The organism is Chryseobacterium phosphatilyticum, assembly GCF_002899825.2.
In the GTDB taxonomy this organism is placed as follows: domain Bacteria; phylum Bacteroidota; class Bacteroidia; order Flavobacteriales; family Weeksellaceae; genus Chryseobacterium; species Chryseobacterium phosphatilyticum.
The window spans coordinates 893,968-918,680 of record NZ_PPED02000002.1 but is presented as its reverse complement, the minus strand read 5'-3'; the positions used below and the strand labels follow the sequence as shown (position 1 = coordinate 918,680).

The window sequence follows — 24,713 nt, the reverse complement described above, 5'->3', positions numbered from 1 at the left end:
TAATATAAACTTCACAATTAATTAAAATTCTCCTAAAGTTTTCTTAAAAACTTAGCCTTTATTTTGCCCTTGAAAAAGAAGTAAAAGAAGTAATAATGAAAAAACAACTCCACAAGAGCATTGTGCTACTTGCCTTGTTTTCTGCTGGCTATGCTTTTGCACAAAGTCAGATTCTGGAAGGTAGGGTATTGGATGAGAAGGACAACACTCCTATACAAGGTGTAAAGGTAAAAGTAAATGATCAGGAGGTAACGACCGACATTTCCGGATACTATTCTATCAATCTCTCCCCCGGAACCAATTACATCATAACCGTATCTTCTAATGGATATAATAAAAAGGAAATCAGTGAAGTTATTGTAAAAAATGATGGTAACACTCACCTTGATATTGTTTTAGACAAGCCCTCTCTAAAGGAGAAAGAAATTGAAGGAGTTGTCATCAGATCGAACGCAAGGAAGGAAACGATTGCCTCTACTATAGGTTTACAGAAAAATGCAGGTGTAGTCTCTCAGGTGATCGGAGTTGAAGCTATTAAAAGAAGCCCGGACAGAAATACAGGAGAAGTTCTGAAAAGAGTTTCAGGGGTAAGTTTGTTTGACGGAAAATATATTGTAGTAAGAGGTTTATCCGACCGTTATAACCAGGCCATGTTAAATGGTATTCAGTTATCGAGTACAGAACCAGACAGAAAGACTTTCTCATTTGACCTTTTTCCGGCTAACGTTATTGAGACGCTTGTTATCAACAAAACTTTCATTCCTGAATATACAGGGGAATGGGCAGGTGGATTGATTCAGGTTAATACAAAAGATATTCCTAATAAAGATTTCTTTAATGTACAAGTTGGTGTAGGAGGAAATACAGCAACCATGGGTCAGGAATTTTTTATGCAAAAAGGCGGAAAATGGGACTTCGTAGGAATTGACGACGGATATAGAAAACTTCCAACCAATATGCCTGCAAAAAATGCTTTCAGTATTTTGAATGAAGCTCAAAAAACAGATATTGGTAAAGGCTTTACAAAAAATATCGGATATAATAGTGTTGGCTATCCTGAAAACCTTAGTTTACAACTGGACGGAGGTTTCAATACCAAAGTTTTCGGAAAAGATTTAGGAGTGATTGCCGTTTTGAATTACAGCAACAATAAGAGAAGAACTGAATCTACCAACCGTTTCTTTACCATCAACAATCAACTTGCTGATACCAACTTTGATTATTTTACTGAAAAATATAGCAATGATGTTATTTTAGGAGGGATGTTGAATCTTTCTCTAAAGTTTAACAGCAATAACAAAATTTCCCTGAAGAACATCATCACCAACAATACGGTGAACCACATGTCTTTCAGAACAGGAAAAGATTTTGAATTTGATCCGATCAACGGAACCAATATCATGGCGAGAGAAATAGGCTTCAAACAGACTACTTTCTATAACTCTACCCTTACCGGAACTCATAAAATAGATGCTCTCGGCGGATTTACTGTAAACTGGTACGGAAGTTTCGGGATTCTTGATCAGTATATTCCTTTATTACAGCGTTTGCAGTACAATCAATATACAGACCAACCGGGAAGCCCTTATTTAGCATTGATATCCAATGGACTTTCTCAGAAATCAGGAAGTGTATTCTACTCTACGCTAAGCGATTACCTGTATAATGCAGGTGGAGATATTTCTAAAACATTTACATTATTCGGGCAAAAACAAACCATAAAAGGAGGATATTTATTTCAGGTAAAAGACAGGGTTTATAATTCAAGACCATTCTCAGTACGACTTGAAAGATCTAACCAGGGATTACTTTCCCAGCCTTTTGAAACGATTTTCAACCCTGAAAATTTTGGTACTGATGGTAAATTCACATTTGATGAAATTGCCGGAAACCAATACCGATATATTGCCAACACCATCCTTAATGCAGGATATTTACAGTTTGACAATAACTTTACACCATGGCTAAGAGCCATCTGGGGATTAAGAGTTGAGAACTTTGACCAGTTGGTAGGAAGCACAAAAAGAAGTGATGATCGTTTTGTAAATACCCGAGTAACAGACTTTTTACCTGCAGTTAACCTGACTTTCAAGTTGAATCCAAAAATGAACATTCGTGTGGCCGGTTCACAAACGGTTGTAAGACCTGAGTTCAGAGAGGTTTCACCTTTAGCATATTATGATTTTGATTTGGGAGCTACGGTAATCGGTAACAAATCTATTGAAAGAACTAAAATTACCAGTGCTGACCTTCGTTGGGAATATTACCCAAGAAACGGGGAGATCTTTTCCATTGCTGGGTTCTACAAAAACTTTAAAAAACCCATCGAATTATACTTCAATCAATCCGGAGTGGGAACCAGTAATACCTTTAACTTCCTGAATGTAGATAAAGCGGATGCGTATGGAGTTGAAGCGGAATTCAGAAAAAAACTTGATTTTGTAAGCGCTCTGAGAAACTTTACATTGGGTGGAAACTTCGCGTACATCAAAAACAGAGTAACGGATGAGGCCACTAAAATCGACAGACCGATGCAGGGGCAGTCTCCTTACACCATCAACCTTAGTCTTCAATATGATGCCGAAAAATCAGGATGGTCTTCTACAGTATTATTCAACATGATCGGAAGAAGAATTCTTTATGTAGGAAATGACCAGGTTCCACCAATCTGGGAAGCTCCAAGACCTCTTTTAGACTTCCAGATCGCTAAAAAAATATGGAACAAAAAAGGAGAAATCAAACTTAATGTTTCGGATATTCTTAACCGTCGTGCCAAATTCTATCATGACCTTAATGACAATGGTAAATACGACAGCAAAGATGCTCTTGCTATTGAAAGGGTAACAGGAACCAATATCAGTTTAACACTGGGATACAATTTTTAACAATACATAATCTAATAAAAATAATTTAATTCTTTATAACATGAAAAAGTTCGTTTTATATTCTTTAATGCTTGGCGCTCTGGTATCAACTACCGCATGTAGAAATATAGAGGAAGATGGACCAACCATCGTTCAAGGTGGAGGTAACGGAAACGGAGAAACTGAAAACCTTATTCTTTCAGGAAAAATCACATCTAATCTTACCTTAAAAGCTAATAAAACATATAAGCTGAGAGGACTGGTATATGTAACAAACGGAGCGACTTTAACAATCGAACCGGGTACAAAAGTGGTAGGTGAGGCTGATAAAAATGGAGCTTTGATTATCACCAGAGGAAGTAAAATCATGGCAGAAGGTACTGCTGCGAATCCTATCATCTTCACTTCAGACAAACCAAGTCCAAAAAGAGGAGACTGGGCAGGTGTTGTTATTTTAGGTAATGCACCTACTAACGCCTCTTTTGGTGGACAAAACGGAGTTGGAGAAATTGAAGGAGGAATCAACAACTCTGAAGGACTTGGTCTTTACGGAGGAACTAATGCAGCTGACAACAGTGGTATTTTAAAATATGTAAGAATTGAATATGCAGGATATGCTTTCTTACCGGATAAAGAGGTTAACGGTCTAACCTTCGGAGGTGTCGGTAACGGTACTGTAGTAGACTACGTAGAGGTTGCTTATGCAAATGATGATAGCTTTGAGTGGTTCGGAGGAACGGTAAACTGTTCTCACCTTATTTCTTATAAAGGTCTTGATGATGATTTCGATACAGATAACGGATATTCAGGAAATGTTCAGTTTGGTATCGCCGTAAGAGATTCTCAGGTAGCAGACGTTTCAGGTTCTAACGCATTTGAATCAGATAATGATGCTAATGGTTCTTCTTTAACACCTCAAACATCAGCAACATTCTCTAATATGACGATCATTGGACCCATCAATTCATCTTCTTCGGGTTCAATCAACTCATTATTCCAGAATGCTTTACAGATCAGAAGAAATTCTTCAATCTCTGTATTCAACTCTGCTTTCACAGGATTCCCGGTTGGTTTATTCATTGATGCCACTAAGGGAACTCCTACAGACAATAATATTGTTGGTAATAAATTATTTTTTGAAAACAATATCCTTGCAGGAAACACAACTCCTTTAAAATTCGGAGCTTCTACATCTTCTCCAACAAGCTTTACATTAAGCGATCTTACAACATGGTTTAATGCTAAAGGAAATACAATTCTTGCTTCTACAGCTGATGTAAAACTTGCAGGGGCATGGGCTCCGGCGGGAACAACTCCAAATTTCTCTCCAGCAGCAGGTTCACCATTATTAACAGGAGGAACATTTACACATGCTAAATTAACTTCCTGGTTCAAACCTGTAACATACAGAGGAGCGGTAGCAGATGCTAATGATACATGGTATGCAGGTTGGACAAACTATAACTTATAAAATATAGTAATTAGATTAATTTATAAAGAAGCTTTCGGAGATATTTTCCGAAAGCTTTTTTTGTATAAATCTGTCTGATCACAGACTTTAGGAAAATTTAAGATGAAGAGATGTTAACATTAGAAAACTCCGAAGATCAATGTTAAGAACAAAAAAGGTTATTTTTCCTGTAAGTTTTAGCTAAAGCCAATGGAATTTAAATTATCTTATTTGAGCGGGCTAAAGCCCACTCCTATTCATGTTGTAATTTAAACTTTGATGCATAACCACATTATCATTCATCATTCATCACTCATAAAAAAGGCCACTGGAAAAACTCCGATGGCCGATTACAAAAAACAAGTGTATAAAAAATATATACTATATCATTTACTTTCTCCAAAACAGGTTCCCGTCATTCATAAGGGCTTCTATTTTTGAGATTCTTGAAACGGCTTCTGCAGAACATGAAGCGTCAGTCAAAACAATAGCTGCTTCATCCCCGGCTTTAGGCCATTGTTGATTTCCTTTTTCGTTGAGGGGTAGTATACTTTGAGTGGCAAACTGTAAAGCTCTTGATAATGCGAATTCTGTGGCATAGCCATATAATTCTGCAATAAGATTAGCTTTCTGAAGCATATTACCGGAACCGAAAGTACTCCAGTAGTCCTGTACATTATCATTTCCAACCAACACATTTACACCGTATTTCTTCAATGTCGGAATAGGCATTATAGTTCCTCTGAAAGGTACAGAAGAAGCAATTCCCACGTTACCTTCTGCCAGCCTTTGCGCGATCTGCTCTGTTTCTTTTTCTGAAAGATGTCCCAGAGCAAACGCATGGCTTACAAATGTCTTGCCTTGTAATTCCGGATTTTCAATAGTTTTGTCGATGAGATAATTGATGGTTTTCATTCCAGATTCACCTACTTCGTGCAAATGGATATCAATTCCTTTGTGATGATCCAAAGCTAATTGTACAGTAAAGTCTATTACCTTCTCAATACTACCGTCAATACTGAAAGGATCCAGTCCTCCGATAAAACCTACACTTTTCAATTGTGCCGCTTCTTTCATTAAAGTAGCTGTATCTGTATAATACACTCCATGTTGTGGAAAAGCAACCAATTCAGCTTTAAACGATTCTTTTTTATGATGTAAGGCCTGTTCCAAATGTTCCAGTGACTGTAATCCTGAGGTAGGATCAATATTAAAATGGGTTCTGACAAAATGGGTTCCGTAATGCTGTTGTAAGCTAATCAACTGTTCCGCTCTTTCTACAGAAGTTTTCAATAATCCGGGGATAATTTCCTGTTCGTAGGCAATCATATCCTTTACGGTCTTTCTCTTTGGTGACAGGGCTTGCCACGGAAGTCCGTACAATGTTTTATCTAAATGGATATGCATATCTCTGAAAGCGGGAAGCATCAGATATCCTTTTGCATCTATCGCATTGGAGGAAGGTTCGTTGGGTTTTACTGCTTTTATTTTTCTGTCTTCAATTTCGATACTAAAAAGTTCTGTTTTTGTTCCGGTTACCTCTTCATTTTCGTATTCAAAACCTGTTTCCAGGCGGACATTTTTCAGGGAATATTTTCCTTTTGCAGCTAATTGATAGGGAAATTGCATGATGTACTATTTTAACAATACAAAATTACACCCATTTATGTCCAAAACCGGTGTATCAATTATGTCTTGTGTTGTATCAATTATTCTTTAAACTGAGAGGGAGTCATTCCTGTTTGTGCTTTGAAGAATTTTGAAAAACTGGCATGATCATAAAAACCGAGATCATAGACGATATCTTTCACTGACATTTCCGAAACTTTTAAAAGCCGTTTTGCTTCCAGTAAAATACGATCCTGGATGAGTGATGAAGCGGAAGAATTTAAATGTTTCTTACAGACAATATTCAGGTAATTGGCAGAAATATTAAGTTTGCCAGCGTAGAAAGAAACAGATCTTTCTGTTTTAAAATGTATATCAATCAATTGTAAAAAACGGGAGACAATAGGATTGGAGTGATACATCTCAAAATCTTTAAAAGCCCCTTCCATACATTGGCTCACCAATAAACCAATCAATTCACTCCTTTTTTGGATGAGTTCCCAAAATACTTTCTCATGATTCAATTCTCTTTGAATAGCCTTAAATTCATACCTGAAAGTTTCAAAAAACTCTCCGGAAAGATTAATAACCGGATGGTTCTGATAATAGGAAGCAGAAAATCTCAATGATGGTAGAAAACTTTCAAACCAATCCCTGCTGATCATCAGTTGGTATCCTATCGTTTCTTTTTCGATCACCCACTGATGGACCTGATCAGGAAAAACAAGATGAATCTGGTGATCTTTCACCTGATATTCTGTAAAATCTATCGTATGAGAACCTACCCCTTGTTCAAAAAGATTAATGATAAAAAAATCGTGTTTGTGGGGATGATCAATAGAACGTGCCCCGTGAAGCTCATTAAACAACAAATTACAGCCCATAAGCTGATTATCACTGAACTCCTGAATTCCTAAAATAGGAAAATGATCTGTATGGTAACTCACACTACCTTAATTTCTCTTAAAATTAATAAAATTCTCCGGAGAAAAAATTAAAATAACCACAAAAGAAACAAATTATGAATCTCTTGTGGTTAAACACCAACTCAATTATACGTCTATTTTTTTTAATCTATGATTTATAGATAAAACCATTATGTAAAATATCCAATACTTTATATTAAAATATCGTTCACTCTTCAACCTGATCTTTATGATTTTAAAAGCATTGCTATTTCCTTAAATCCTAGTGATTCTGCATGTTGCAAAGGAATTTTCCCGGAGTGATCAGGAATATTAACATCTGCACCATTCTCCTTTAAAACCTGAACAATCTCCTGATATTTTTTTGTACCATTGCCAAGAATGACTGCTTCCATTAAGGCTGTCCAGCCCAGACGGTTCACATGATTAATGGGAAAACCTTTTATTTTCACCAAAACTTTAACAGTTTCCACATGTCCACGTTCGCAGGCAGGAATCAGAGCCGTACCATTATACCTGTTGAAATGGTCAAACCGGGCTCCGTTTTCCAGAAATAATTTGACCAGTTCTGTTTGTCCACTCGCTCCGGCATATAAAAAGGGACTGTCCATCTGATTGTCCTGAAGATTAACATCTGCTTTATAAGATACCAGAAGCTTTGACATTTCCGGTTTCTTTTCTATGGTTGCTATCAAAAGTAAAGAACGTCCTTTTTCGTCCTGAGTATTCACATCACTACCATTTTCCAGAGCCAACTTTACCGCAGTAATATCATTTTTCTTTACTAAATCCAGGATAGTATTCTGTTGCATACTATGTTCTTTTGAATGCTTATCAGGTTTCATTTTACAGGCATTCATGCTTCCAAAAGCCAAAAGAAATACCAACATTTTCATCGTTGTTCATTTTTGGGGTTAATGATTAAAAGACAACATTTCCCTGATGTACCAGAGATTCCACGTTTGAAATTCTGGATACCGCTTCCGCTGAGCAATTTGCATTCAACAACACAAAATTGGCCTGATCTCCGGCTTTCGGCCACTGCTGAGTTCCTTTATCATCCAATGGAAGTACATTTCCTGTAGCCAGTTTCAGGCTTCTTGACAATGCAAACTCAGTAGAATATCCATATACCTGTGCCATTAAATTAGCTTTCTCAAGAACACTTCCCGTTCCGAACGTATTCCAGTGATCAACAATACTGTCATTTCCTGTCAGGACCGTTACATGATGTTTGTATAAGGTCGGAATCGGCATTACAAGTCTTCCGAATGGAATGGTAGAAACAATTCCGATCTGAGCTTCAGCTAATTTCTCAGCAATTTCTTCCTGTTTGGCGGCTTCCAGTTTTGCCAAAATGAAACAGTGGCTTAAGTATGTTTTACCTTTTAAAACAGGATTTTCATTCACTTTTTTGATCAGGTATTCTACTGTTTTCAGTCCGGAATCTCCTGTTTCATGAAGATGAATATCAATTCCTTTTTTGTTGTCTAAAGCAAGCTGGACGGTAAAGTCTACTACTTTTTCGATATTTCCGTCAACATTGAAAGGATCTACTCCCCCAATAAAATCAATATCCATCTTAGCAGCCTCTTTCAGATAAGGGGCAGAATCCGTATAAAACACTCCGTGTTGCGGAAATGCTACCAATTCTGCTCCAAATCCTTTCTTTTTATTGTCTAAGGCTTTCTGAAGGTTCTTTAATGATTGAAGTTTTGAAGTAGGTTCAATATTCACATGGCTTCTCGCATATGAAGTTCCCTTTGACTGTAATAATTCAATCATTTTTTCAGCCTTAAAGGTTGAGTTTTTAAGCATGTCCGGAAGCATTTTCTGCTCCAGTTCTATCATTCCTTTGATTCCTCCTGTCCTTTTCCGAACTGCCTGCCACTTATCTCCATAAAAAGTTTTGTCTAAATGGATGTGCATATCTTTAAATGCCGGAAGCATTAAAAGTCCTTTGGCATCAATTGCTGCTTTAGCATTTGGTTGATTGGTGGTAATCTTAGTGATTTTTCCATTTTCAACTTCTATATAAAACAAATCTGTTTTTGTTGAAATGACCTCTCCATCTTCATAAGTAAACCCTGTTTCCAGACGCACATTTTTAAGGCTCAGTTTTCCTTTTGCCCAAATATTCTGATCATCAAAAAAAGGTGATGCTGTCATGGCACCGGGTAATAAAGTGAGTCCGGTCATTGCCAGTGCTGAGCTTTTGATAAAATCCTTGCGAGATATATTATTGTATGAAGTCTTCATATCCAATCTGTTTATTACAAAATTAAAAAGATCGGCCAGGAACAAAGTGTATGGTTTATTACAAAATCTGTATCATTTATGCTTGTTTTTAAAACACTGATGAATTGTACTGATGGCTCTTCCTTTATGAGCTTTTGATACAGCTATTTTTTGACAGGTTTTGGCAAAAAGCCAATGGAAATTTATTTTTTTATAAATTGGATAAAACTGATTTTTATTAAAGTTTTACAGAAAAATATAGGCGAAAGGATTCGCATCCGTATCCCATTAAAATCAATAAAAAAGACCAGATAAAAAACCCGGTCTTTTTATTTTTATTTATTTGAATATTCAAATTTTCTTACTGCTTCCAGTGTCATATCAATTTCTTGATCCTTGATTGCATCACTGATGAAATACGTTTCATACCCACTTGGCGGAAGATATACTCCATTGGTAAGCATCTGGTGGAAGAAGTTGTTGAATAATGAATGATTGGCTTCCTGTGCTTCATCAAAGTTAGACACTCTGTTGATGTGGAAAAATACAGACATCATGGAACCTTTTCTGTTGATTTTATGGGCAATTCCTTTTTCATTTAAAATTTTTCCGATTTCAAAATCTAAAGTTTCCGTAGTTTTTGCCAATCTGTTGAAAAATTCAGGATCATTTTTAATCAGCTGAAGGGTTTTCAATCCCGCTCTCATAGCCAATGGGTTACCGCTCAATGTTCCAGCCTGATATACACCTCCTTTTGGAGCCAGATGATCCATAATCTCATTTCTTCCTGCGAAAGCACCTACCGGAAGCCCTCCACCAATAACTTTCCCGTATGTTACAAGGTCAGCTTTGACGTTGAAAAGTTCCTGTGCCCCACCGAAGGCTAATCTGAAACCTGTCATCACTTCATCAAAAATCAATAAGGCACCATTTTCATCACAGATCTTTCTTAAATTCTGAAGGAAATTATTTTCAGGCAAAACACATCCCATATTTCCGGCAACAGGCTCAATAATAACAGCAGCAATCTCTCCCTGATTATGACGGAATAAATCTTCAACCTGTTCAAAATCGTTGTAGCGAGCCAGTAATGTATCTTTAGCTGTACCTGCCGTTACGCCCGGAGAATTTGGATTTCCGAAAGTTGCAGCTCCACTCCCTGCCTTAATAAGGAATGAGTCTGAATGTCCGTGATAACACCCTTCAAATTTTACAATTTTATCTCTTTTTGTGTATCCTCTTGCCAGCCTGATCGCGCTCATACAAGCTTCAGTTCCTGAAGAAACCATTCTGATCTGGTCAATATTCGGAACGTTTTCGATAATGAATTTGGCAATCTCGGTTTCCAGTTCTGTAGGAGCCCCGAAAGAGAATCCTTTCTCGGCCTGTAATTTCAAATCTTCCAGTACTTCAGGATGTGTATGTCCTAAAATTGCAGGTCCCCATGAATTGATGTAATCGATATAGGTATTATCATCTGCATCAGTAAGGTAAGCTCCTTTTGCGGATTTCATAAAAACGGGAATACCTCCCACAGATTTGAATGCTCTCACCGGAGAGTTTACTCCTCCCGGAATGTATTTGTAGGCTTCATCAAATAAAGCCGAACTTCTTTGGTATTTCATATATACTTAGTTGCGGGTTGACAGCTCTTGGTTGGCATGTAACTGTCAACAGAAAACTCTCAACAAAAAAATTAGTTTCTTGGTTTTTTATCAATCAAATAAATCAGCTGTCCTGCAGATGGCTGCTGCCCTTCATCCATCCTGTTTTTAGCATATAATTTATGTAATTTGATTCCGAATTTCTGAGCGATGTCATGCATATCTTCACCAGATTCAGCTTTGTAGGTAGCGGTATTTCCGGAAGAATTTTTAGACTCAAGGAAAACGATATCATTTTTCTTCAAGATTCCATTTTCCAGTTCATTCCATTTGATCAATCTGCTTTCGCTTACTTTAAATTTGTTGGCAATAAACTGTACATTGGTGTCTTCAGGAATTACAATATATTTCAGACCGTCATTCGGATGGCTTTTGATAAGAATTGAATTAAGAATCTCTGCTTTTGTTTTGATTCTCTCTACTCTTTTCTGTTGCTGTGCGTAAGAAGTCTGCTTGTAAGGAACTTCTACCGTAACCGGTTCCTTTGTCTTTTTTGCATACTTTGACGGTTCAAGCTGAGCCATAAAAGATCTGTCGTCTTTCAGATCCGGGTACATTTTAAGAACAGCATACAATACTTCGTTAGAACTGGTATTGTCGTATTCGTATAATTTGTACTTTTCAATCTTGGTAATAAGGATAGATGCATAACGTGGATTGGTTGCATAGCCCGCTTTTTTCAGACCATATGCCCACGCTCTGTAATCCTTCATATCCAGGTTGAAAAGATTTGCATAGTATTTTCTCGTGGATAAAAATATAGAATGGTCTTCGTAAGACTGTCTTGGATCTTCATACACACGGAAGCATTCATTAGGTGCATCATCTGTATGCTTCATTGTTTTACCGGTCCAGTCTTCTTTACATTTTATACCGAAGTGATTTTTACCTTCAAGCGCGAGTCTGCTCTGTCCGCCTCCGGTTTCCAAAAGTCCCTGAGCTAATGTGATAGAAGCAGGAATTTTATATTTCTCCATTTCTTCTACTGCATATTTAGCAAACTTTTGGATGTATTGATCTTCGGTTGCCCAGGTTTGGGCAGAAAATTTTGATAAAACTAAAAGGCTTATGGATAGGAAAAGTCTTTTCATGTTTTTCAATTTTACTTATATAATTAAATTTCTATTCTGTTTCTCTAAAAGCAGATTAGCCCCTTCAATCCCCTGTAATCCTCCAGTATGAAAGCATAAAACTCTGCTGTTTTCAGGAAAATAATCTTCTTCAATCATCTCAAAAATCCTTTGCATCATTTTCCCTGTATAAATCGGCTCTAAAGGAATGTTGTATTTATCTTTAAAATCATTGATAAAACGTACATTTTCATCATTTATTTTACCATAACCTCCAAAACCTGAATCTATTAGATTAAAATTCCGTTTTAAAGTTAATTCAAATATTTTATTTTCCAGTGAAGCATCGTCAACGACCTTAAATCCTATAACATTCTGATTATCTTCACAAAATTTTGAAATTCCGGCAATGGTTCCTCCAGTTCCTACTGCGGTGCAAAGATAGTCAAAATCTTTTGTTTGCTCATTGAGCATCATTTTTATGCCTTCTACAGCATCTTCATTGGTTCCGCCTTCAGGGACGATCAATGCGTCCGGAAACTCCTGTTGAAGGAATTCTGTCAGTTTTTCTTTGTGACGATACTCTTCCCGGGTGACAAATTTCAGGTTCATCCCGTTTCTTTTTGCAAAAAGTAAAGTAGGATTATCACGCCATTTATTTTGCAGCTCTTCTCCTCTGATGATTCCTAATGTTGGAATCCCAGCTACATTTCCTGCTGCCGAAACTGCTGAGATATGATTGGAGAATGCTCCTCCAAAAGTAATAATGTAAGGGTTTTCGGGATTTGTTTCCAGATAATGATTGACATTGTAAAACAATTTCCAGTATTTATTTCCGGAAATCTGAGGATGAATCAGATCTTCTCTTTTGATAAAGAGTTTTATGTTTTTTCCAATAGGTATTTCCTGTATCGGAATCGTTTCTGTCGGGGGTTGTAATAGCATCTTTTGTTGCTCATATTTATGACTGTAAAATTAACAAAAGATTTATTGGTGGGAGGTATTATAAAACAATGAAGAACTTTTTTATACTATTTTATAATTTTTTAACTACAAATGATACGGATTTACAGAGATCGTATGCGATCATAGTGATAACAATTGTGAAAACAATCTGTGTAATTTGTGTCTGAATTTTAGGTTTTGGCTAAAGCCAGATGGAATGTTTTTTAAATTTAATGGGCTAAAGCCCATTTCTATTGATGTAGCCAAGCCCTATTTAAATTTAATCCAATGTATTTATCATTCATATGTATTTTCGGAAACTCCATAATTTCCTGTTTCTGAGGTAATTCAAATCACGTTCTTTTGTATAAGCTTCCCTTTCGAAAGAGATTCTTTTATAGGCGAGATATCCGTCTTTGAGCTTAAAAAGCCAGTAATAATATTCAATGACGTAGAAAACATAAAAGAAAATAATAAGCATTTCCAGTTGCTGTCGCAAATGAATTTTTTCGTGATTGATCAATACATTATTTTCCTTATCTTCGGGTTTCCTAACAAAGATAAAGGGAAAGAGAGCAATGCCGTTAATTTTTAATCTTTTTAATGGCTTTTGGCATACAATTATCATAGTAACAAATATAAAAAGTTTTTTGACTAGCTTTTAACTTATGGCTCATTATGACATCAAAGAAGGTGAAGACTTTTACTATAATGAACAGGGATACAAGGTTTTTACAGAAAAATTCCATCTGAAAAGAGGGTATTGTTGTAAAAGTGGTTGCAGACACTGTCCTTACGGGTACGATAAAAAGACGGATACATTCATTAAAAATGATAAAAAAATTAAATAAAATGAAAAAATATATTTTTATTTTGTTGGCAGCAGCTACATTGGGATTAACTTCTTGTAGCCCTTTTCAGGTACGTTCAGATTATGCTGAAACTGCCAATTTCAATTCTTATAAAACATACAAAATAAGAATCGATGATCTAAAGTTGAATGATATTGATAAAGACAGAGTTTTGAATGAGTTGTCAAGACAATTGCAAAGCAAAGGACTTCAGTCCGGAGAAAACCCTGATCTTATTGTCAACGTAAAAGCTAATCACAAAAAAATCACAGATATCAATACAACCTCACCATATGGAATGTGGGGATGGGGTGGCCCATTCGGATGGGGAGTTGGTATGAACAGAACATGGACAAGCAATTATAATGAAGGAGCTTTAATTGTTGACCTTATTGACTCCAAAACCAATAAGCTGGTTTGGCAAGGTATAGGAAGCGGAGTTTCTGTAGATTCACCAAAAGCGAAGCAGAGACAGATTCCTGAAATCATGGCTGAGATCATGAAGAATTATCCGCCACAAAGGAAATAGATTTAAATCATTTATTAATATATAGATGCCGGTGCAATGATGTGCCGGCATTTTTGTTTAATGGGTTAAAGCCCATTTCTATTGGTATTGTCATTGATACTCTGCATGTTTAATGACCTTATCATTTATATTGATGCAATGCATTTAAAAATTAATGATAATGTCATTTTTTATTCATAAAAATATAGTAATCTTGCTTGAAATTATATTAATATGAAAAAAATTATTCTATTCTCTGTCTTTGCGGGACTTGCACACGCTCAGGCACCTGCAGGATACTACAATGCAGCCAACGGATTAAGTGGAGCTCCATTAAAAACTGCTTTAAGCTCTATCATTTCCAGTGGTCATCAGGATAAAGGATATAACGGACTATGGACAGCCTATAAAACGACAGATATTGACAAGGATTACGAAAATGACGGTTCAATTCTTGACATCTATTCAGAAAAACCTGTGGGAGCTGATCCTTATAAATATACCCCCGGATCTAATCAATGTGGCACATATTCTACGGAAGGAAATTGCTATAACAGGGAGCATGTGATTCCTCAAAGTTTGTTTAATCAGTCCTCTCCTATGGTTGCAGATATCCATTTCATCAGAGCAACTGATGGAAAAGTAAACGGAATGAGAAGCAACTATCCTTACGGAAAAGTGGGGAGTGCAACATTTACATCTAAAAACGGCTCCAAGCTTGGCAGTTCATCCTCGTCAGGATATTCCGGGACTGTTTTTGAGCCAATTGACGAGTTTAAAGGAGATGTAGCCCGAATGATTTTTTATTTTGTAACCCGCTACGAGAGCAAACTTTCTTCTTTTGCTTCGGGAAATATGTTAGGAAGCTCAGCATTTCCGGGATTACAAACCTGGGAGTTGAATACTCTTCTGGCATGGCATAATCAGGATCCTGTTTCTCAGGCAGAAATCAAAAGAAATAATGCTTCTTACACTTATCAGGGCAATAGAAATCCGTTTATTGATAATCCTGCCTATGTTAATCAAATATGGGGATCTCAACAGCCAACTGGTGATGCTCAGGCTCCGACAACAGCTACCGGCTTAAATGTAAGTGGAAAAACAGCCAACAGTATTTCCCTTTCATGGAATGCATCTACTGATAATGTAGGGGTTACTTCATATACCATTTACATGAACGGAAGTTTGAAAACTACTGCAAATACAACTTCAGCAACAGTTTCAGGATTGAGCCCTTCTACAACTTATAATTTTTATGTTGTTGCTAAAGATGCAGCCGGAAATTCTTCTTCTAACAGCGCAACAGTTTCAGGAACAACTAATGCGGGAACAACCACTCCGTCAACAGATTGTGCCAGTGAAAACTTTGAAACCATCCCGACAAGCAGTGTTTCTAATTACACCACCAGAACATGGACAAATAATGGAATTTCATGGAATGCCACGGATGCAAGAACAGATCAGACGATCAATGCAAAAGCCATTACTGTAAGAAACGGATCTTTAACTTCCGGAAGTTCAGGCAACGGTATCGGTTCTTTAACTGTAACAACACAGCTTAAATTTTCAGGAACTAACGGTACTTTTGACGTGAAAGTAAACGGTACTACAGTGGGAACAATCCCTTACAGTACTTCAGTAGCTACTACAACGATCAATAATATCAATATTTCAGGAAATGTAACAGTATCTCTAGTTAATACTTCAGCAAGCAACAGAGTAGCGATTGATGACCTGACATGGACGTGCTATTCAGGAGGAGCTGCCAGGCAAGCTCAAGCCATTGCCTCAGAAACGGCAACCCCGAATTTTAAAATCTCTCCCAACCCGGTTACAAATCAGGAAATAACAGTAAAAGGTGATATTCAGAACGTGAAAAAAGCGGAGATCTATACTCTGCAGGGAAAAGTAATGCAAACGATTCACCAGCCTTTTAAGAACGGAAATTCGATCAGAACTCAAAATCTTGGTCAGGGTGTTTATATCTTAAAACTGGATGGTGTTACTATGCAGTTTTTGGCTAAGTAAATCAAGAATATAATGAAATATAAAAAAGCTGGTCCTGAAAACAGAGACCAGCTTTTTTATATAAAGATTCATTGAGAGATTAATAACACTACTGAAGCATAGATGAACTATCAACATAACTTCGAATAGAATCATACTGCATTCATTTTCAATTTTCAACTATCCATTTTCAATTTACATCCTCTCTTTTTCTTTAATAATTTTTGACCAATCGGCAAACATTTTAGTGATGGTATTGGTATTGGTCAGACTAAAGAAGAACATTCCGATCAAAACAGTAAACCAGCAATAAATGAGTTTCACAGCATTTTTGTCTGTGATAAAATAAAGGATAAAAATGGTAAGAACTCCTACGAAAAAAGTAAACATCAAAGTATAAAGCAATACATGGATGATATACATATTAATTTTCAGCTTTCTGAAAACCCATCCTATTAATGAAACAGGTATTAAACATAGTAGCGGAAGAAACATAGCCATGAAAATAATCATTTCAGGATGTTCGGTCACTTCTCTTTCAAGGCCAAAAAAAGTATTAAAACTGAACTCCATCATATTGTTTTTCACTGTTTGCTATTTCCAGTAAAGTTTTGTCCTTATACCCTAATATTCCCGCCAATAATACATTGGGAAACTCATGGATTCCGATGTTGTAAAGATTGACGCTGTCATTAAAGAACTCTCTTCTGTCTGCTATTTTATTTTCAAGCTCAGAAACTCTTTTTTGTAGTTCCAGAAAGTTGTTGTTGGATTTCAAATCCGGATAGTTTTCTGAAACAGCAAAAAATGAAGACAAAGCCTTTGATGTCTCATTGGCTATTTCTGTTCTTTTATCTGAATTGGTAGCCGAATTATAGGATGTTCTAAGCTCTGTAAGACGGGTCAGTACATTTTCTTCGTAATTCATGAAATGTTTGGCAACGTTGACCAGATTGGGAATTTCATCAGCCCTCTGCTTTAGAACAACATCAATATTACCGTAGGCTTTTTCAACATTGAATTTCAGCATCACCAGTTTATTGTATAAGCTGATCAAAAAACTGATGATGGATACTCCCAGTACTATAAGTATTATAATTGCAACAGTCTGATTCATTATTGTATGAGTATATAGGTTATAATTAAAAGAATAATTGAACAAATAAACAAAAATGACCTCAGCAATGGCTGATATTTGTTCCACACATCAATTCCTGATGATGAGGTGATTCCCAATACTTTGTGATGATTATCTCTTCTGATAAACGGAACTCCGTTTCTGGCATCTGCATATCCTACCAAAAGCATTTTCTGGCCGTCCTTTAAGAGGGTTTCTTTGTACCTTTTGCTATTATTACTGCTGATATTGGTTTCCCCGAGAAGAACCAGTTCAATTCCGTCAGGTTCCACTTCTATAGTTCCTGTATTATCTTTTATCAGAAAGGGATTGCATTTTGTTTCCCGGTGAATGGTTGTATAGCTTACATCTCCTTCTGAATCCCTGTCAATATCTTCAATGGTATAATAATATCCGATACATGTTTCGTTCATTACCGGTGAAGATAAAGCGGTATTCATCACCAGAATGCCTTCCACTTCTACCAGTCCTTTGGCGATAGATTGTATTTTTGAGGTGGGAAGAGAAGCTTGTAGTTTCAGAAAACGTTTTGCAGATGTAGGTTTCAGGATAAGCAGCGCAACAATGGCAAAAATTCCCAGTGGAAGAAAAACAAAAATCCGTTCAGCATAGCTGTCGTAATTGGTATAAAAATCTGAAAGATATTCATGGAACGGCATTTTTTCTTTAAAGATCAGCCACAGGACAAAGTAGAGACAACAGAATGCAACGATTCCGATAATAAAAAATAATATTTTTCTGTTGTTTCTCATTGATTAATCCTGGTTATTAATCTTATGTTTTGTTTATCCAGATGTCTCAAATTACATTTTATTTTACTCATTAAATAACTTCAAATTGTTCTTTTCCTTCCGGAATATAAAATGAAATATCCAGCATCAGTTCTTCTCTGGTTTTAGGATCCACCAGATATAATGCGGAATCTCCGTTTAATCGTCTCAGAACCGCTGCTTTATCATGGGCATAGTATATCATCACGACATCCTGAGGCAAAGGCTGCACCTGCATTCCGGCATTGAATTCCTGCAGGAGTTCTTTAAATCTTCCTTCTGATTCTCCGGTTGAAAGATACATTGATTTTGCCATATTTTCTTCTCTGGCTGCAATCATCTTTTTATAGTCTTCATATCTCCCGCTCTGAATCTGTCTGATAATTTTATTGTAAGCCAGCTCAAGCTTTTCTCTGATATCTTTAACATCTTTAAGATTTCTTCCTTTCTGCCATGCATTTAGCATGTAAGGAACTTCTGCTTTAAAGGTTGCATTATGTCTGATAACCGGTAGTTTCTGATCTTCCACCGGTTTTGATTGATACTCGCCAAACTGACTGTCAAAAACGAAGTTATTGGTTACATCAAACAATTTTACATTAAACTTTAATTCGGCTTCTTTATCCAATTCGGTTTTCCCGGCTATGGGAAGGATTGAAGCTGTTACCGTTTGTTCTCCACTTTCAAGGATAGTATAGTTGATGGGAATCATCGTGGAAACCTGATGGATAATATTCATATGAATCACAGGATAATCATTCACACGGATCTCCAGCATACATGCGGAAGCACTGAAGTCGATGACGTAATAAGGTTGCTGCATAGCGGTTTTATAAGGTGTTTTTCTTAATGTAAAAGAGTCTTTTTAAGTTTAGTTTAGCTTAAAGAAATTTTATCCAGATCCGGATATCCAGATCCTTTCAGCAGATCTTTCCATTCTTTACTTTTAAAAACAAACAGGTTGCAGCGATATTCATCCGGTTTATTGTCTATCTGGGTTTCACAGTAGTAATAGACGACATCATTGTTTTTCCAGATGGCTATTTCCTGTTTCAGTTTATTGGGCGTCTGAATGATTTCATTGTCTTTTACTTCAGATTCAAAACTTTCATGTTGTGTTTCAAATATAGGTTTCTGAAGGGTTTGGTTTAAATTCTCAAAAAGAGCTTTCTTTTCATTCTCTGTATAAATATCGAGCTGATACATTCCAAGCTCATCATCTTTTTCATTGGCAAGCGGACCTATTTCATGATCTACTTTACCGAAATGCAAAAGTACTTTATTGGTGTTTTTACTGTTCTTTCCATCTAAACTTATTCCGTTAAAATGCAGTATTTTTTCTGTGGAAAATGCCAGTCTCTCATTTCCGATTAAAGTAATTTCATCGGTCTGAACGGTATCTTTGGTCGTTAATCCTCCGGATTTTAAGATATCATTAATATTCTGCCCCATGGTAAGAGATGCCAGGTTAAAGGGGCCTGTTTGCGTATCATTTCTGACCTCAGCCTGCGGGGCTCCGTTTTTTCCTTGCTGACCACATGATGAGAGTCCTAAGCACATGGTTGATATGATTACATATTTCAAATTTTTCATAGCATTATTTTTCATGAGTGGTTATAAAACTTTGTAACACTGTTTCGCGATCTTCCATATTTCCATAATGCATTCCTGTTTTCACAAAATACAAATTGGTTTCAACGCCTTTTGTTTCCTTCTGACCGATAGTGACTTTACTTTTAATTTGTTCTAATAAAATGTCAAAACCGTCCTTAGTAGCCTTCCAGTAATATCCGGAATAAGGCCATGCATTATCCGCTTCTGAGATTACTTTAGGTTCACCATATTTTTTCTTAAGCACAGTCATCAGAGCTTCACTTTCTTTGAAATTTTTGGTCACAATAAAATATCCCTGAAGTAGATTATCATTCTGATTATTAACAAGAAATCCGATCTCACTTTTGAGAAACTTTTTTTCCTTGGGATAATCTAATACAAACTGGACCTCTCCATATTTGTACTGATCTACCTTATACGTATTGTAATAAGGATACCCTGTCGTCTGTTCAAGATCAGTTTGTTTTGTTGTATTTTTAATCATCAACTCATTCGTTACCTCCATTTTCAGATCAGACAACTCTATTCTGGACTGGGAGTTGCAACAATTAAACAATAGTAATGTACTTATCAGTATTATATTTTTCATATTATCCTTCTTGAATGAATGGTATTTGTGCGGATATTCCTGTCAGTTTTTCTAATTTTTTAATCACATCAAATTCAGGAATTATCTCGTAGGTTTTATCAAAATCAACCAATTCCATTTTGCGGTCAGTTTCTAAAAATCCTTTTTTGATATACAATCCAACACTGGCTTTTACTACCACCGTTGCTATCAGCCCGTCAAATTTCACTTCCGGTCTGTAATATAATGTTTTTTGTGTACTGCTTTTCTGATCATAGACTAAATTCTGGCCAAAAGTAGCAGTAGCCTTTCCGGTTGCTTTTAATTTTCCTTCCGCGTAAGCCTCTGCAATGATGACTACAAATTTCGCCTTTACTTCAATACCTGCATCCAATTCGAGACCAATCTTGGTTGTTAACTTCCCATCTCCTCCGCCTGCATCAGAATTGGTATTAAAATTCAGCTTGGTTTGTCCGGAAATAGTTCCGAAAACTTTTAAATCCATGTACATATTTAAAGTGATCGGATGGTCGTCATCTGCCAGCCATGCCCTTACTTCATTCAGCACTTGTTTCGCTGCAAGATTGGCTGTACCACCACTCACTACTCCTACTCCTGCCTGTATGAGCATATCAAGCAGATCAATCGTAAGGTCTATACCAATCAGAGGATCTGCTTTAAAATACAGTTCCATAGCTGTTCCAATCGTTGGTAGCGGTTTTTTATTTTTCTGCCCTCTTTCCAATTGCCATTCTCCTCCAAAGCAAAAATTAGGAGGTTTCATTTCAATGGTTAGTGGAAGTTTACTGCTAAAACTCTTCTTTCTGATCTTCCCTTTGGTTTGGTCTGTAACTCCTTTTGAAAATTCTTTCAATGAGCTGAATACCTTGTAGAACCATTTTATTTTATCTTCGAACTTAAAAGTAGCATCAAAATGGCCATTATATTTATCACTGGCTACCCTGTCCCAATTGGCTTCCATGGTTACTCCAAAGTCTACAGCTGTTTCCTTATTTCTTTTTTCATTTCCGATTTTACCTGCTTTGCTCTGCATTTCCTGGTGTTTCTTGGGAGACAGATTCTGCCATTTAACACTCAGCTCATTGCTTAAATTCAGAAAAAAGTGAAAATCCCATTTGATATCGGGAAAAACATTCATTAAAACTGTTGTTTTTCCTGTATTGCTGTAAAATCTGCAACTATGAGCATGGAGATGGATTTTGTTTGGGGTGGTCCACTCCGGCCAGATATACTGTAAAGGTAGTGCATTAAATCTCGACAAATCTGAATATACCTGATAATTAAAAGACGGAGGGGCAAATTTTCTTTCTTTATCTCCTGCATCAATTACCTGCCCTATATCTACCAGTCTTATTTCCTTAGCATGAAGTGCTTTATTTCTGAAACATGCCTTGGTGTCAAAATCCGTTACTTCAATGGTAACATTTCTTTTGGTCGTAGCAGTGGGACCAATGGTATGGTAAATGATGGTATTGGCATCGTGAGGGAAATAATCAAAATAAATATCTACCCTACGGTTATTTTTATAATCTTTTTCGTCTTTGTATTTGATATTATCAGCTCCTTTTTTATCATCGGTAGGGTTTACTTCTCCTTTCCCCAGAGATTTAATTCTTTTAGGATCCAATCCTCCATCCGTAAAAAACTTCTTTACAATATCCGACCTTTTCTGGGAAAGAGTTTTATTATACTCCATTTTACCAATGACACAGGCGTACCCGTCTACTGTAATGGTAGAATGCTGATGTTCCAGTAAAAAACGAAGGATATTATTCAATTTTGTTTCTCCGTCCCCTTCAATAATTGCAGAATTGAATTCATAAAAAATGGTAGCATGGATGGTTTCCTTTGCCGCCGTATTTTTCACTCCTTTTCCGTTATCAAAAACAGTAATGGGCTTTTTAACCTCTCCATCTTTATCAAAAGTGACATCGGTAATTTTGATCATTTCAAATTTACATGGTTCATATCTTTCGAGATTTTTGTCGGGCATGTATACTTTGGTTGGAACTACATTCTGAGGCTGTTTCGGAGCCTGAGCTACCAATTGATTTTTGATTCTTAAAAACCGGGCGTGAATATCATCATTGTTATCGTCTACAATGTATTTCCCTTTGGAATCTTTTACTTTTACATATAGTTCTTCAACATCTTTAATGTCTTTGATTGCACTTTTCCATTGGGAAGTATTCTGGATTTTAACATTAATTTCCCCGTCATTTACTTCCACGTCATTTAATGTTCTCAACAGAAGATCATCATTTGATCCTCCTCCATGTCTTATTCTTCTGTATATTTCTATTTTCAGATCTTTTCTACCATTCAGGCCTTCTGTTCCCAGATAAAGATAAATAATATGTCCATAACTGAAATAGTACTCTTTTCGTACGTCTTTTCCGCCTTCTGTTGTACTCCATTTGGAATCTACAATTCTTGGTGGGCAGAATCCGAAAATATATTTTCCTACTTTGTTGACGGTATCAGGCTTTCCCCCTAAACTTGCCTCTACATAATAGCTAAGAATTCCACATTCTTTTTTGGTAAATTTATATTCAAAAACATAGCCTGCCGGCCTTCTCAGCTGCTCTATGATTGTTTTTCTTGAAGATTTTTGTCTGATCCAAACGACTTCTTTTTTCTTGTCTGCATCAGGAGTTCCGGGATACCATTCTGAAACGGTAAAACGGATGGGTTTTCCAGGTTCTACTCCAATAACATCCCCATTAGTGGCTACCACTTTTGCATTGTCAGCTCTCGGAGCAATATCTATTTTCTTTATTCCTTTATTGGCCATACAATCATTGTTTAAAAATCATCTGATGAGTCTTCATCATTTTTCTCTTCTTTACGCATCTCTTCAGCATCTACTAAAGGATTGATCTGTTGTTGTACCTCAGGATTGGCATTTTTGAAATTTTGCTGACTGGCTTCCGTTCTTTGCCCATGGTCTATAATTTCAATACAAGGGCTTCCTGCAACCGCGCAAATTGCTTTGCTATCTTCAACAATGATAAATCCACCGTTACTTAACTGTACTTTATCATAAAAATTCTGCCATTCTGTAACCATAATTTTACAAGGCGGTGGTGGCCCTCCGTTTTTTGTACAGTTACCGAACGTATTTTTTTCAAATGTGGCACCTCCTATTTCTTTCGTTGTAACGATCAGTTTTTTAGAGGCATCCTTATCATTGGCATATTCTTTCTGATGGGTTAGTACTTTGAGCTTATCCGGAGCTTGTCCGAACTGGCATTTGCAAATCGCGCCCTGTACTACAATATGTTTTTCTGCCATGGTTAGAATTCTGTTTTTTTTATGGGGTACAGGCTAAAACATAAGTTTGAAGCCAATACTGAAAGTTTATCTCTTAATTTAATTTTCATTTGGTTTGTTTTTTATTCAGATATTGTCGCAATAGAAACAGATATCTTCTTTTCTTCTCTTAATCTGATACTGCTTTCCAGATACATAGATGCGGGGAAGATTGTTTTTTCATCAAGGTAGTATCGCATTCTGAACTCACCATCATGGTTTATTACCGGATCATCATCGTCAATAATCATTGAGAAAGGTGCACCGTTCATAAAATCAGATACTGATCTTTCTTCATGCAATTTTCCGGTTCCGTCTATCCGGATCAGATCATGATCATCTTTGAGAGGGTCAAGCTCCAGTTTTATTTTATATTTTGGTTCTATCGGATTATCTGTGATCGGAAAGCTTTCAATTTCTTCTGTGTTAAAATTCTCTCCAAATTTTTGATAAATCCCATAGAATAATGTTCTGATGAAATAATCATTTTTAAGATAAAGATTAAGCGTTTCGGGAGCTTCCAGTACTTTTTCGATCTGTCTGCAATAGCGATCTACAGTTTCACCTTCGAATTCCTTATATATTTCTTCTTTTACTCCAGGCCACCTCTCCTTAAACACTGAAAGATTTTCTACGGTTTTAAATTTCCCCTGTTCATCGGTACTGATCAGCAAAGGATATAAAACTTTTGAGGTCTGATAGGCCAGCATATCTGCAATTTCATTCACTTCCTCTTCATTCAGGTACAGTTTGGAAATTCTGTCTATTTCAAAATAATGAAGTCCATTTTCACTCCGGATCCAACGCACGGATGCTTCATATTTCAGTTCGTTGTGGTGGTCTCCGTTTTCGATATTGATTACCGCTCCGTATTTTCTATATATTTTGGCAGGATTAAAGATCAGACTGTTAGTCCGCCCCAACGGTACTTTTTTATTCTGATCAGCCACCGCAGCTCTCGGGATGAAAATCTCCTTTTGTCCGGTCAGCTCAATCAGCACCATATCCCTTACACTGCAAAGATTATTGTGAAATAACTTCAAAGCATCTTTATCTATTCCATAAAGGGTAGCAATGCTTTTTAGGGTATCATTTTTCTTAACGGTATGTATATTGAATTTCTGCATAATTATCCTGCTTCACAACACATTGATTATAT

22 protein-coding genes are annotated in these 24,713 nt (G+C 36.5%); 5 read left to right on the top strand and 17 right to left on the bottom strand.

Features of this window, described 5'->3' with window-relative positions; all coding sequences use genetic code 11:
* Positions 1-95 precede the first annotated feature (95 nt).
* Positions 96-2,885 carry a TonB-dependent receptor domain-containing protein gene (locus tag C1631_RS11295; protein WP_103248058.1) on the top strand — a complete coding sequence of 930 codons (2,790 nt, stop codon included), beginning with the start codon at positions 96-98 and terminating at the stop codon, positions 2,883-2,885.
* A 40-nt stretch (positions 2,886-2,925) separates the two neighbouring features.
* Positions 2,926-4,335 (top strand): beta-helix domain-containing protein, encoded by a 1,410-nt coding sequence (locus C1631_RS11290; protein ID WP_103248059.1) that lies wholly within the window; start codon positions 2,926-2,928, stop codon positions 4,333-4,335.
* Positions 4,336-4,704: 369 nt separating this feature from the next.
* Here the strand turns inward: C1631_RS11290 and C1631_RS11285 are convergent, their stop codons facing one another.
* The 8 genes from C1631_RS11285 to C1631_RS24365 all read right to left on the bottom strand — a co-directional run bounded on the left by C1631_RS11285 (position 4,705) and on the right by C1631_RS24365 (position 13,393).
* Positions 4,705-5,943, bottom strand: a complete 1,239-nt coding sequence (locus C1631_RS11285; protein ID WP_109712166.1) for an amidohydrolase — start codon at positions 5,941-5,943, stop codon at positions 4,705-4,707.
* Positions 5,944-6,023: 80 nt separating this feature from the next.
* On the bottom strand, positions 6,024-6,869 hold the full coding sequence (locus C1631_RS11280; RefSeq protein WP_109712164.1) for a helix-turn-helix domain-containing protein: 846 nt from the start codon (positions 6,867-6,869) through the stop codon (positions 6,024-6,026).
* A gap of 206 nt (positions 6,870-7,075) precedes the next feature.
* Positions 7,076-7,744 carry an ankyrin repeat domain-containing protein gene (locus C1631_RS11275; RefSeq protein ID WP_185144663.1) on the bottom strand — a complete coding sequence of 223 codons (669 nt, stop codon included), beginning with the start codon at positions 7,742-7,744 and terminating at the stop codon, positions 7,076-7,078.
* 25 nt (positions 7,745-7,769) lie between these two features.
* On the bottom strand, positions 7,770-9,107 hold the full coding sequence (locus tag C1631_RS11270; RefSeq protein WP_109712372.1) for an amidohydrolase: 1,338 nt from the start codon (positions 9,105-9,107) through the stop codon (positions 7,770-7,772).
* 314 nt (positions 9,108-9,421) lie between these two features.
* Positions 9,422-10,711, bottom strand: a complete 1,290-nt coding sequence (hemL, locus tag C1631_RS11265; protein ID WP_103248062.1) for a glutamate-1-semialdehyde 2,1-aminomutase — start codon at positions 10,709-10,711, stop codon at positions 9,422-9,424.
* Positions 10,712-10,782: 71 nt separating this feature from the next.
* Positions 10,783-11,841 carry a glucosaminidase domain-containing protein gene (locus C1631_RS11260; protein ID WP_109712162.1) on the bottom strand — a complete coding sequence of 353 codons (1,059 nt, stop codon included), beginning with the start codon at positions 11,839-11,841 and terminating at the stop codon, positions 10,783-10,785.
* A 15-nt stretch (positions 11,842-11,856) separates the two neighbouring features.
* Positions 11,857-12,765, bottom strand: a complete 909-nt coding sequence (locus tag C1631_RS11255) for a 1-aminocyclopropane-1-carboxylate deaminase/D-cysteine desulfhydrase (RefSeq protein ID WP_109712160.1) — start codon at positions 12,763-12,765, stop codon at positions 11,857-11,859.
* Between the two features lie 301 nt (positions 12,766-13,066).
* Complete coding sequence (locus C1631_RS24365; RefSeq protein WP_109712158.1) at positions 13,067-13,393, bottom strand: hypothetical protein; 327 nt, start codon at positions 13,391-13,393, stop codon at positions 13,067-13,069.
* Positions 13,394-13,433: 40 nt separating this feature from the next.
* Here C1631_RS24365 and C1631_RS11245 point away from each other — a divergent pair, with 40 nt between their 5' ends.
* The 3 genes from C1631_RS11245 (at position 13,434) to C1631_RS11235 (ending at position 16,152) form a co-directional block, all read left to right on the top strand.
* Positions 13,434-13,616: a C1orf53 family protein gene (locus C1631_RS11245; RefSeq protein ID WP_103249576.1), complete on the top strand. Its 183-nt coding sequence runs from the start codon at positions 13,434-13,436 to the stop codon at positions 13,614-13,616.
* Between the two features lies 1 nt (position 13,617).
* On the top strand, positions 13,618-14,145 hold the full coding sequence (locus C1631_RS11240; RefSeq protein ID WP_103249578.1) for a DUF4136 domain-containing protein: 528 nt from the start codon (positions 13,618-13,620) through the stop codon (positions 14,143-14,145).
* 213 nt (positions 14,146-14,358) lie between these two features.
* Entirely contained in the window at positions 14,359-16,152 is a 1,794-nt protein-coding gene (locus C1631_RS11235) for an endonuclease (RefSeq protein ID WP_109712156.1), read from the top strand.
* Positions 16,153-16,326: 174 nt separating this feature from the next.
* Here the strand turns inward: C1631_RS11235 and C1631_RS11230 are convergent, their stop codons facing one another.
* The 9 genes from C1631_RS11230 to C1631_RS11190 all read right to left on the bottom strand — a co-directional run bounded on the left by C1631_RS11230 (position 16,327) and on the right by C1631_RS11190 (position 24,681).
* Positions 16,327-16,707, bottom strand: coding sequence for a hypothetical protein (locus C1631_RS11230; RefSeq protein WP_103248100.1), 381 nt, complete (start codon positions 16,705-16,707; stop codon positions 16,327-16,329).
* The gene (locus tag C1631_RS11225; protein WP_109712154.1) at positions 16,688-17,248 is read right to left on the bottom strand and encodes a LemA family protein; all 561 of its coding nucleotides are present in this window, start codon (positions 17,246-17,248) and stop codon (positions 16,688-16,690) included. Before C1631_RS11225 ends, C1631_RS11230 begins: the two co-directional genes overlap by 20 nt.
* A complete protein-coding gene (locus C1631_RS11220) occupies positions 17,248-18,021 on the bottom strand; it encodes an Asp23/Gls24 family envelope stress response protein (RefSeq protein WP_123966663.1) in 774 nt (257 codons plus the stop codon). Before C1631_RS11220 ends, C1631_RS11225 begins: the two co-directional genes overlap by 1 nt.
* A gap of 70 nt (positions 18,022-18,091) precedes the next feature.
* Positions 18,092-18,862 (bottom strand): hypothetical protein, encoded by a 771-nt coding sequence (locus C1631_RS11215; RefSeq protein ID WP_103248103.1) that lies wholly within the window; start codon positions 18,860-18,862, stop codon positions 18,092-18,094.
* Between the two features lie 53 nt (positions 18,863-18,915).
* The gene (locus C1631_RS11210) at positions 18,916-19,632 is read right to left on the bottom strand and encodes a hypothetical protein (protein WP_123966661.1); all 717 of its coding nucleotides are present in this window, start codon (positions 19,630-19,632) and stop codon (positions 18,916-18,918) included.
* A gap of 4 nt (positions 19,633-19,636) precedes the next feature.
* Positions 19,637-20,242, bottom strand: coding sequence for a hypothetical protein (locus C1631_RS11205; protein WP_123966659.1), 606 nt, complete (start codon positions 20,240-20,242; stop codon positions 19,637-19,639).
* Position 20,243: 1 nt separating this feature from the next.
* Positions 20,244-23,036 (bottom strand): OmpA family protein, encoded by a 2,793-nt coding sequence (locus tag C1631_RS11200; RefSeq protein ID WP_109712151.1) that lies wholly within the window; start codon positions 23,034-23,036, stop codon positions 20,244-20,246.
* 11 nt (positions 23,037-23,047) lie between these two features.
* Positions 23,048-23,536, bottom strand: a complete 489-nt coding sequence (locus C1631_RS11195) for a DUF4280 domain-containing protein (protein WP_103248107.1) — start codon at positions 23,534-23,536, stop codon at positions 23,048-23,050.
* A 101-nt stretch (positions 23,537-23,637) separates the two neighbouring features.
* Entirely contained in the window at positions 23,638-24,681 is a 1,044-nt protein-coding gene (locus C1631_RS11190; protein ID WP_103248108.1) for a LysM peptidoglycan-binding domain-containing protein, read from the bottom strand.
* Positions 24,682-24,713: the final 32 nt, after the last annotated feature.

Coding starts and splice junctions, on each gene's coding strand:
- C1631_RS11295 (WP_103248058.1), top strand. CDS start 96: ATGAAAAAACAACTCCACAAGAGCATTGTGCTACTTGCCTTGTTTTCT.
- C1631_RS11290 (WP_103248059.1), top strand. CDS start 2,926: ATGAAAAAGTTCGTTTTATATTCTTTAATGCTTGGCGCTCTGGTATCA.
- C1631_RS11285 (WP_109712166.1), bottom strand. CDS start 5,943: ATGCAATTTCCCTATCAATTAGCTGCAAAAGGAAAATATTCCCTGAAA.
- C1631_RS11275 (WP_185144663.1), bottom strand. CDS start 7,744: ATGAAAATGTTGGTATTTCTTTTGGCTTTTGGAAGCATGAATGCCTGT.
- C1631_RS11270 (WP_109712372.1), bottom strand. CDS start 9,107: ATGAAGACTTCATACAATAATATATCTCGCAAGGATTTTATCAAAAGC.
- hemL (WP_103248062.1), bottom strand. CDS start 10,711: ATGAAATACCAAAGAAGTTCGGCTTTATTTGATGAAGCCTACAAATAC.
- C1631_RS11260 (WP_109712162.1), bottom strand. CDS start 11,841: ATGAAAAGACTTTTCCTATCCATAAGCCTTTTAGTTTTATCAAAATTT.
- C1631_RS11255 (WP_109712160.1), bottom strand. CDS start 12,765: ATGCTATTACAACCCCCGACAGAAACGATTCCGATACAGGAAATACCT.
- C1631_RS24365 (WP_109712158.1), bottom strand. CDS start 13,393: ATGATAATTGTATGCCAAAAGCCATTAAAAAGATTAAAAATTAACGGC.
- C1631_RS11245 (WP_103249576.1), top strand. CDS start 13,434: ATGGCTCATTATGACATCAAAGAAGGTGAAGACTTTTACTATAATGAA.
- C1631_RS11240 (WP_103249578.1), top strand. CDS start 13,618: ATGAAAAAATATATTTTTATTTTGTTGGCAGCAGCTACATTGGGATTA.
- C1631_RS11235 (WP_109712156.1), top strand. CDS start 14,359: ATGAAAAAAATTATTCTATTCTCTGTCTTTGCGGGACTTGCACACGCT.
- C1631_RS11230 (WP_103248100.1), bottom strand. CDS start 16,707: ATGATGGAGTTCAGTTTTAATACTTTTTTTGGCCTTGAAAGAGAAGTG.
- C1631_RS11225 (WP_109712154.1), bottom strand. CDS start 17,248: ATGAATCAGACTGTTGCAATTATAATACTTATAGTACTGGGAGTATCC.
- C1631_RS11220 (WP_123966663.1), bottom strand. CDS start 18,021: ATGAGAAACAACAGAAAAATATTATTTTTTATTATCGGAATCGTTGCA.
- C1631_RS11215 (WP_103248103.1), bottom strand. CDS start 18,862: ATGCAGCAACCTTATTACGTCATCGACTTCAGTGCTTCCGCATGTATG.
- C1631_RS11210 (WP_123966661.1), bottom strand. CDS start 19,632: ATGAAAAATTTGAAATATGTAATCATATCAACCATGTGCTTAGGACTC.
- C1631_RS11205 (WP_123966659.1), bottom strand. CDS start 20,242: ATGAAAAATATAATACTGATAAGTACATTACTATTGTTTAATTGTTGC.
- C1631_RS11200 (WP_109712151.1), bottom strand. CDS start 23,036: ATGGCCAATAAAGGAATAAAGAAAATAGATATTGCTCCGAGAGCTGAC.
- C1631_RS11195 (WP_103248107.1), bottom strand. CDS start 23,536: ATGGCAGAAAAACATATTGTAGTACAGGGCGCGATTTGCAAATGCCAG.
- C1631_RS11190 (WP_103248108.1), bottom strand. CDS start 24,681: ATGCAGAAATTCAATATACATACCGTTAAGAAAAATGATACCCTAAAA.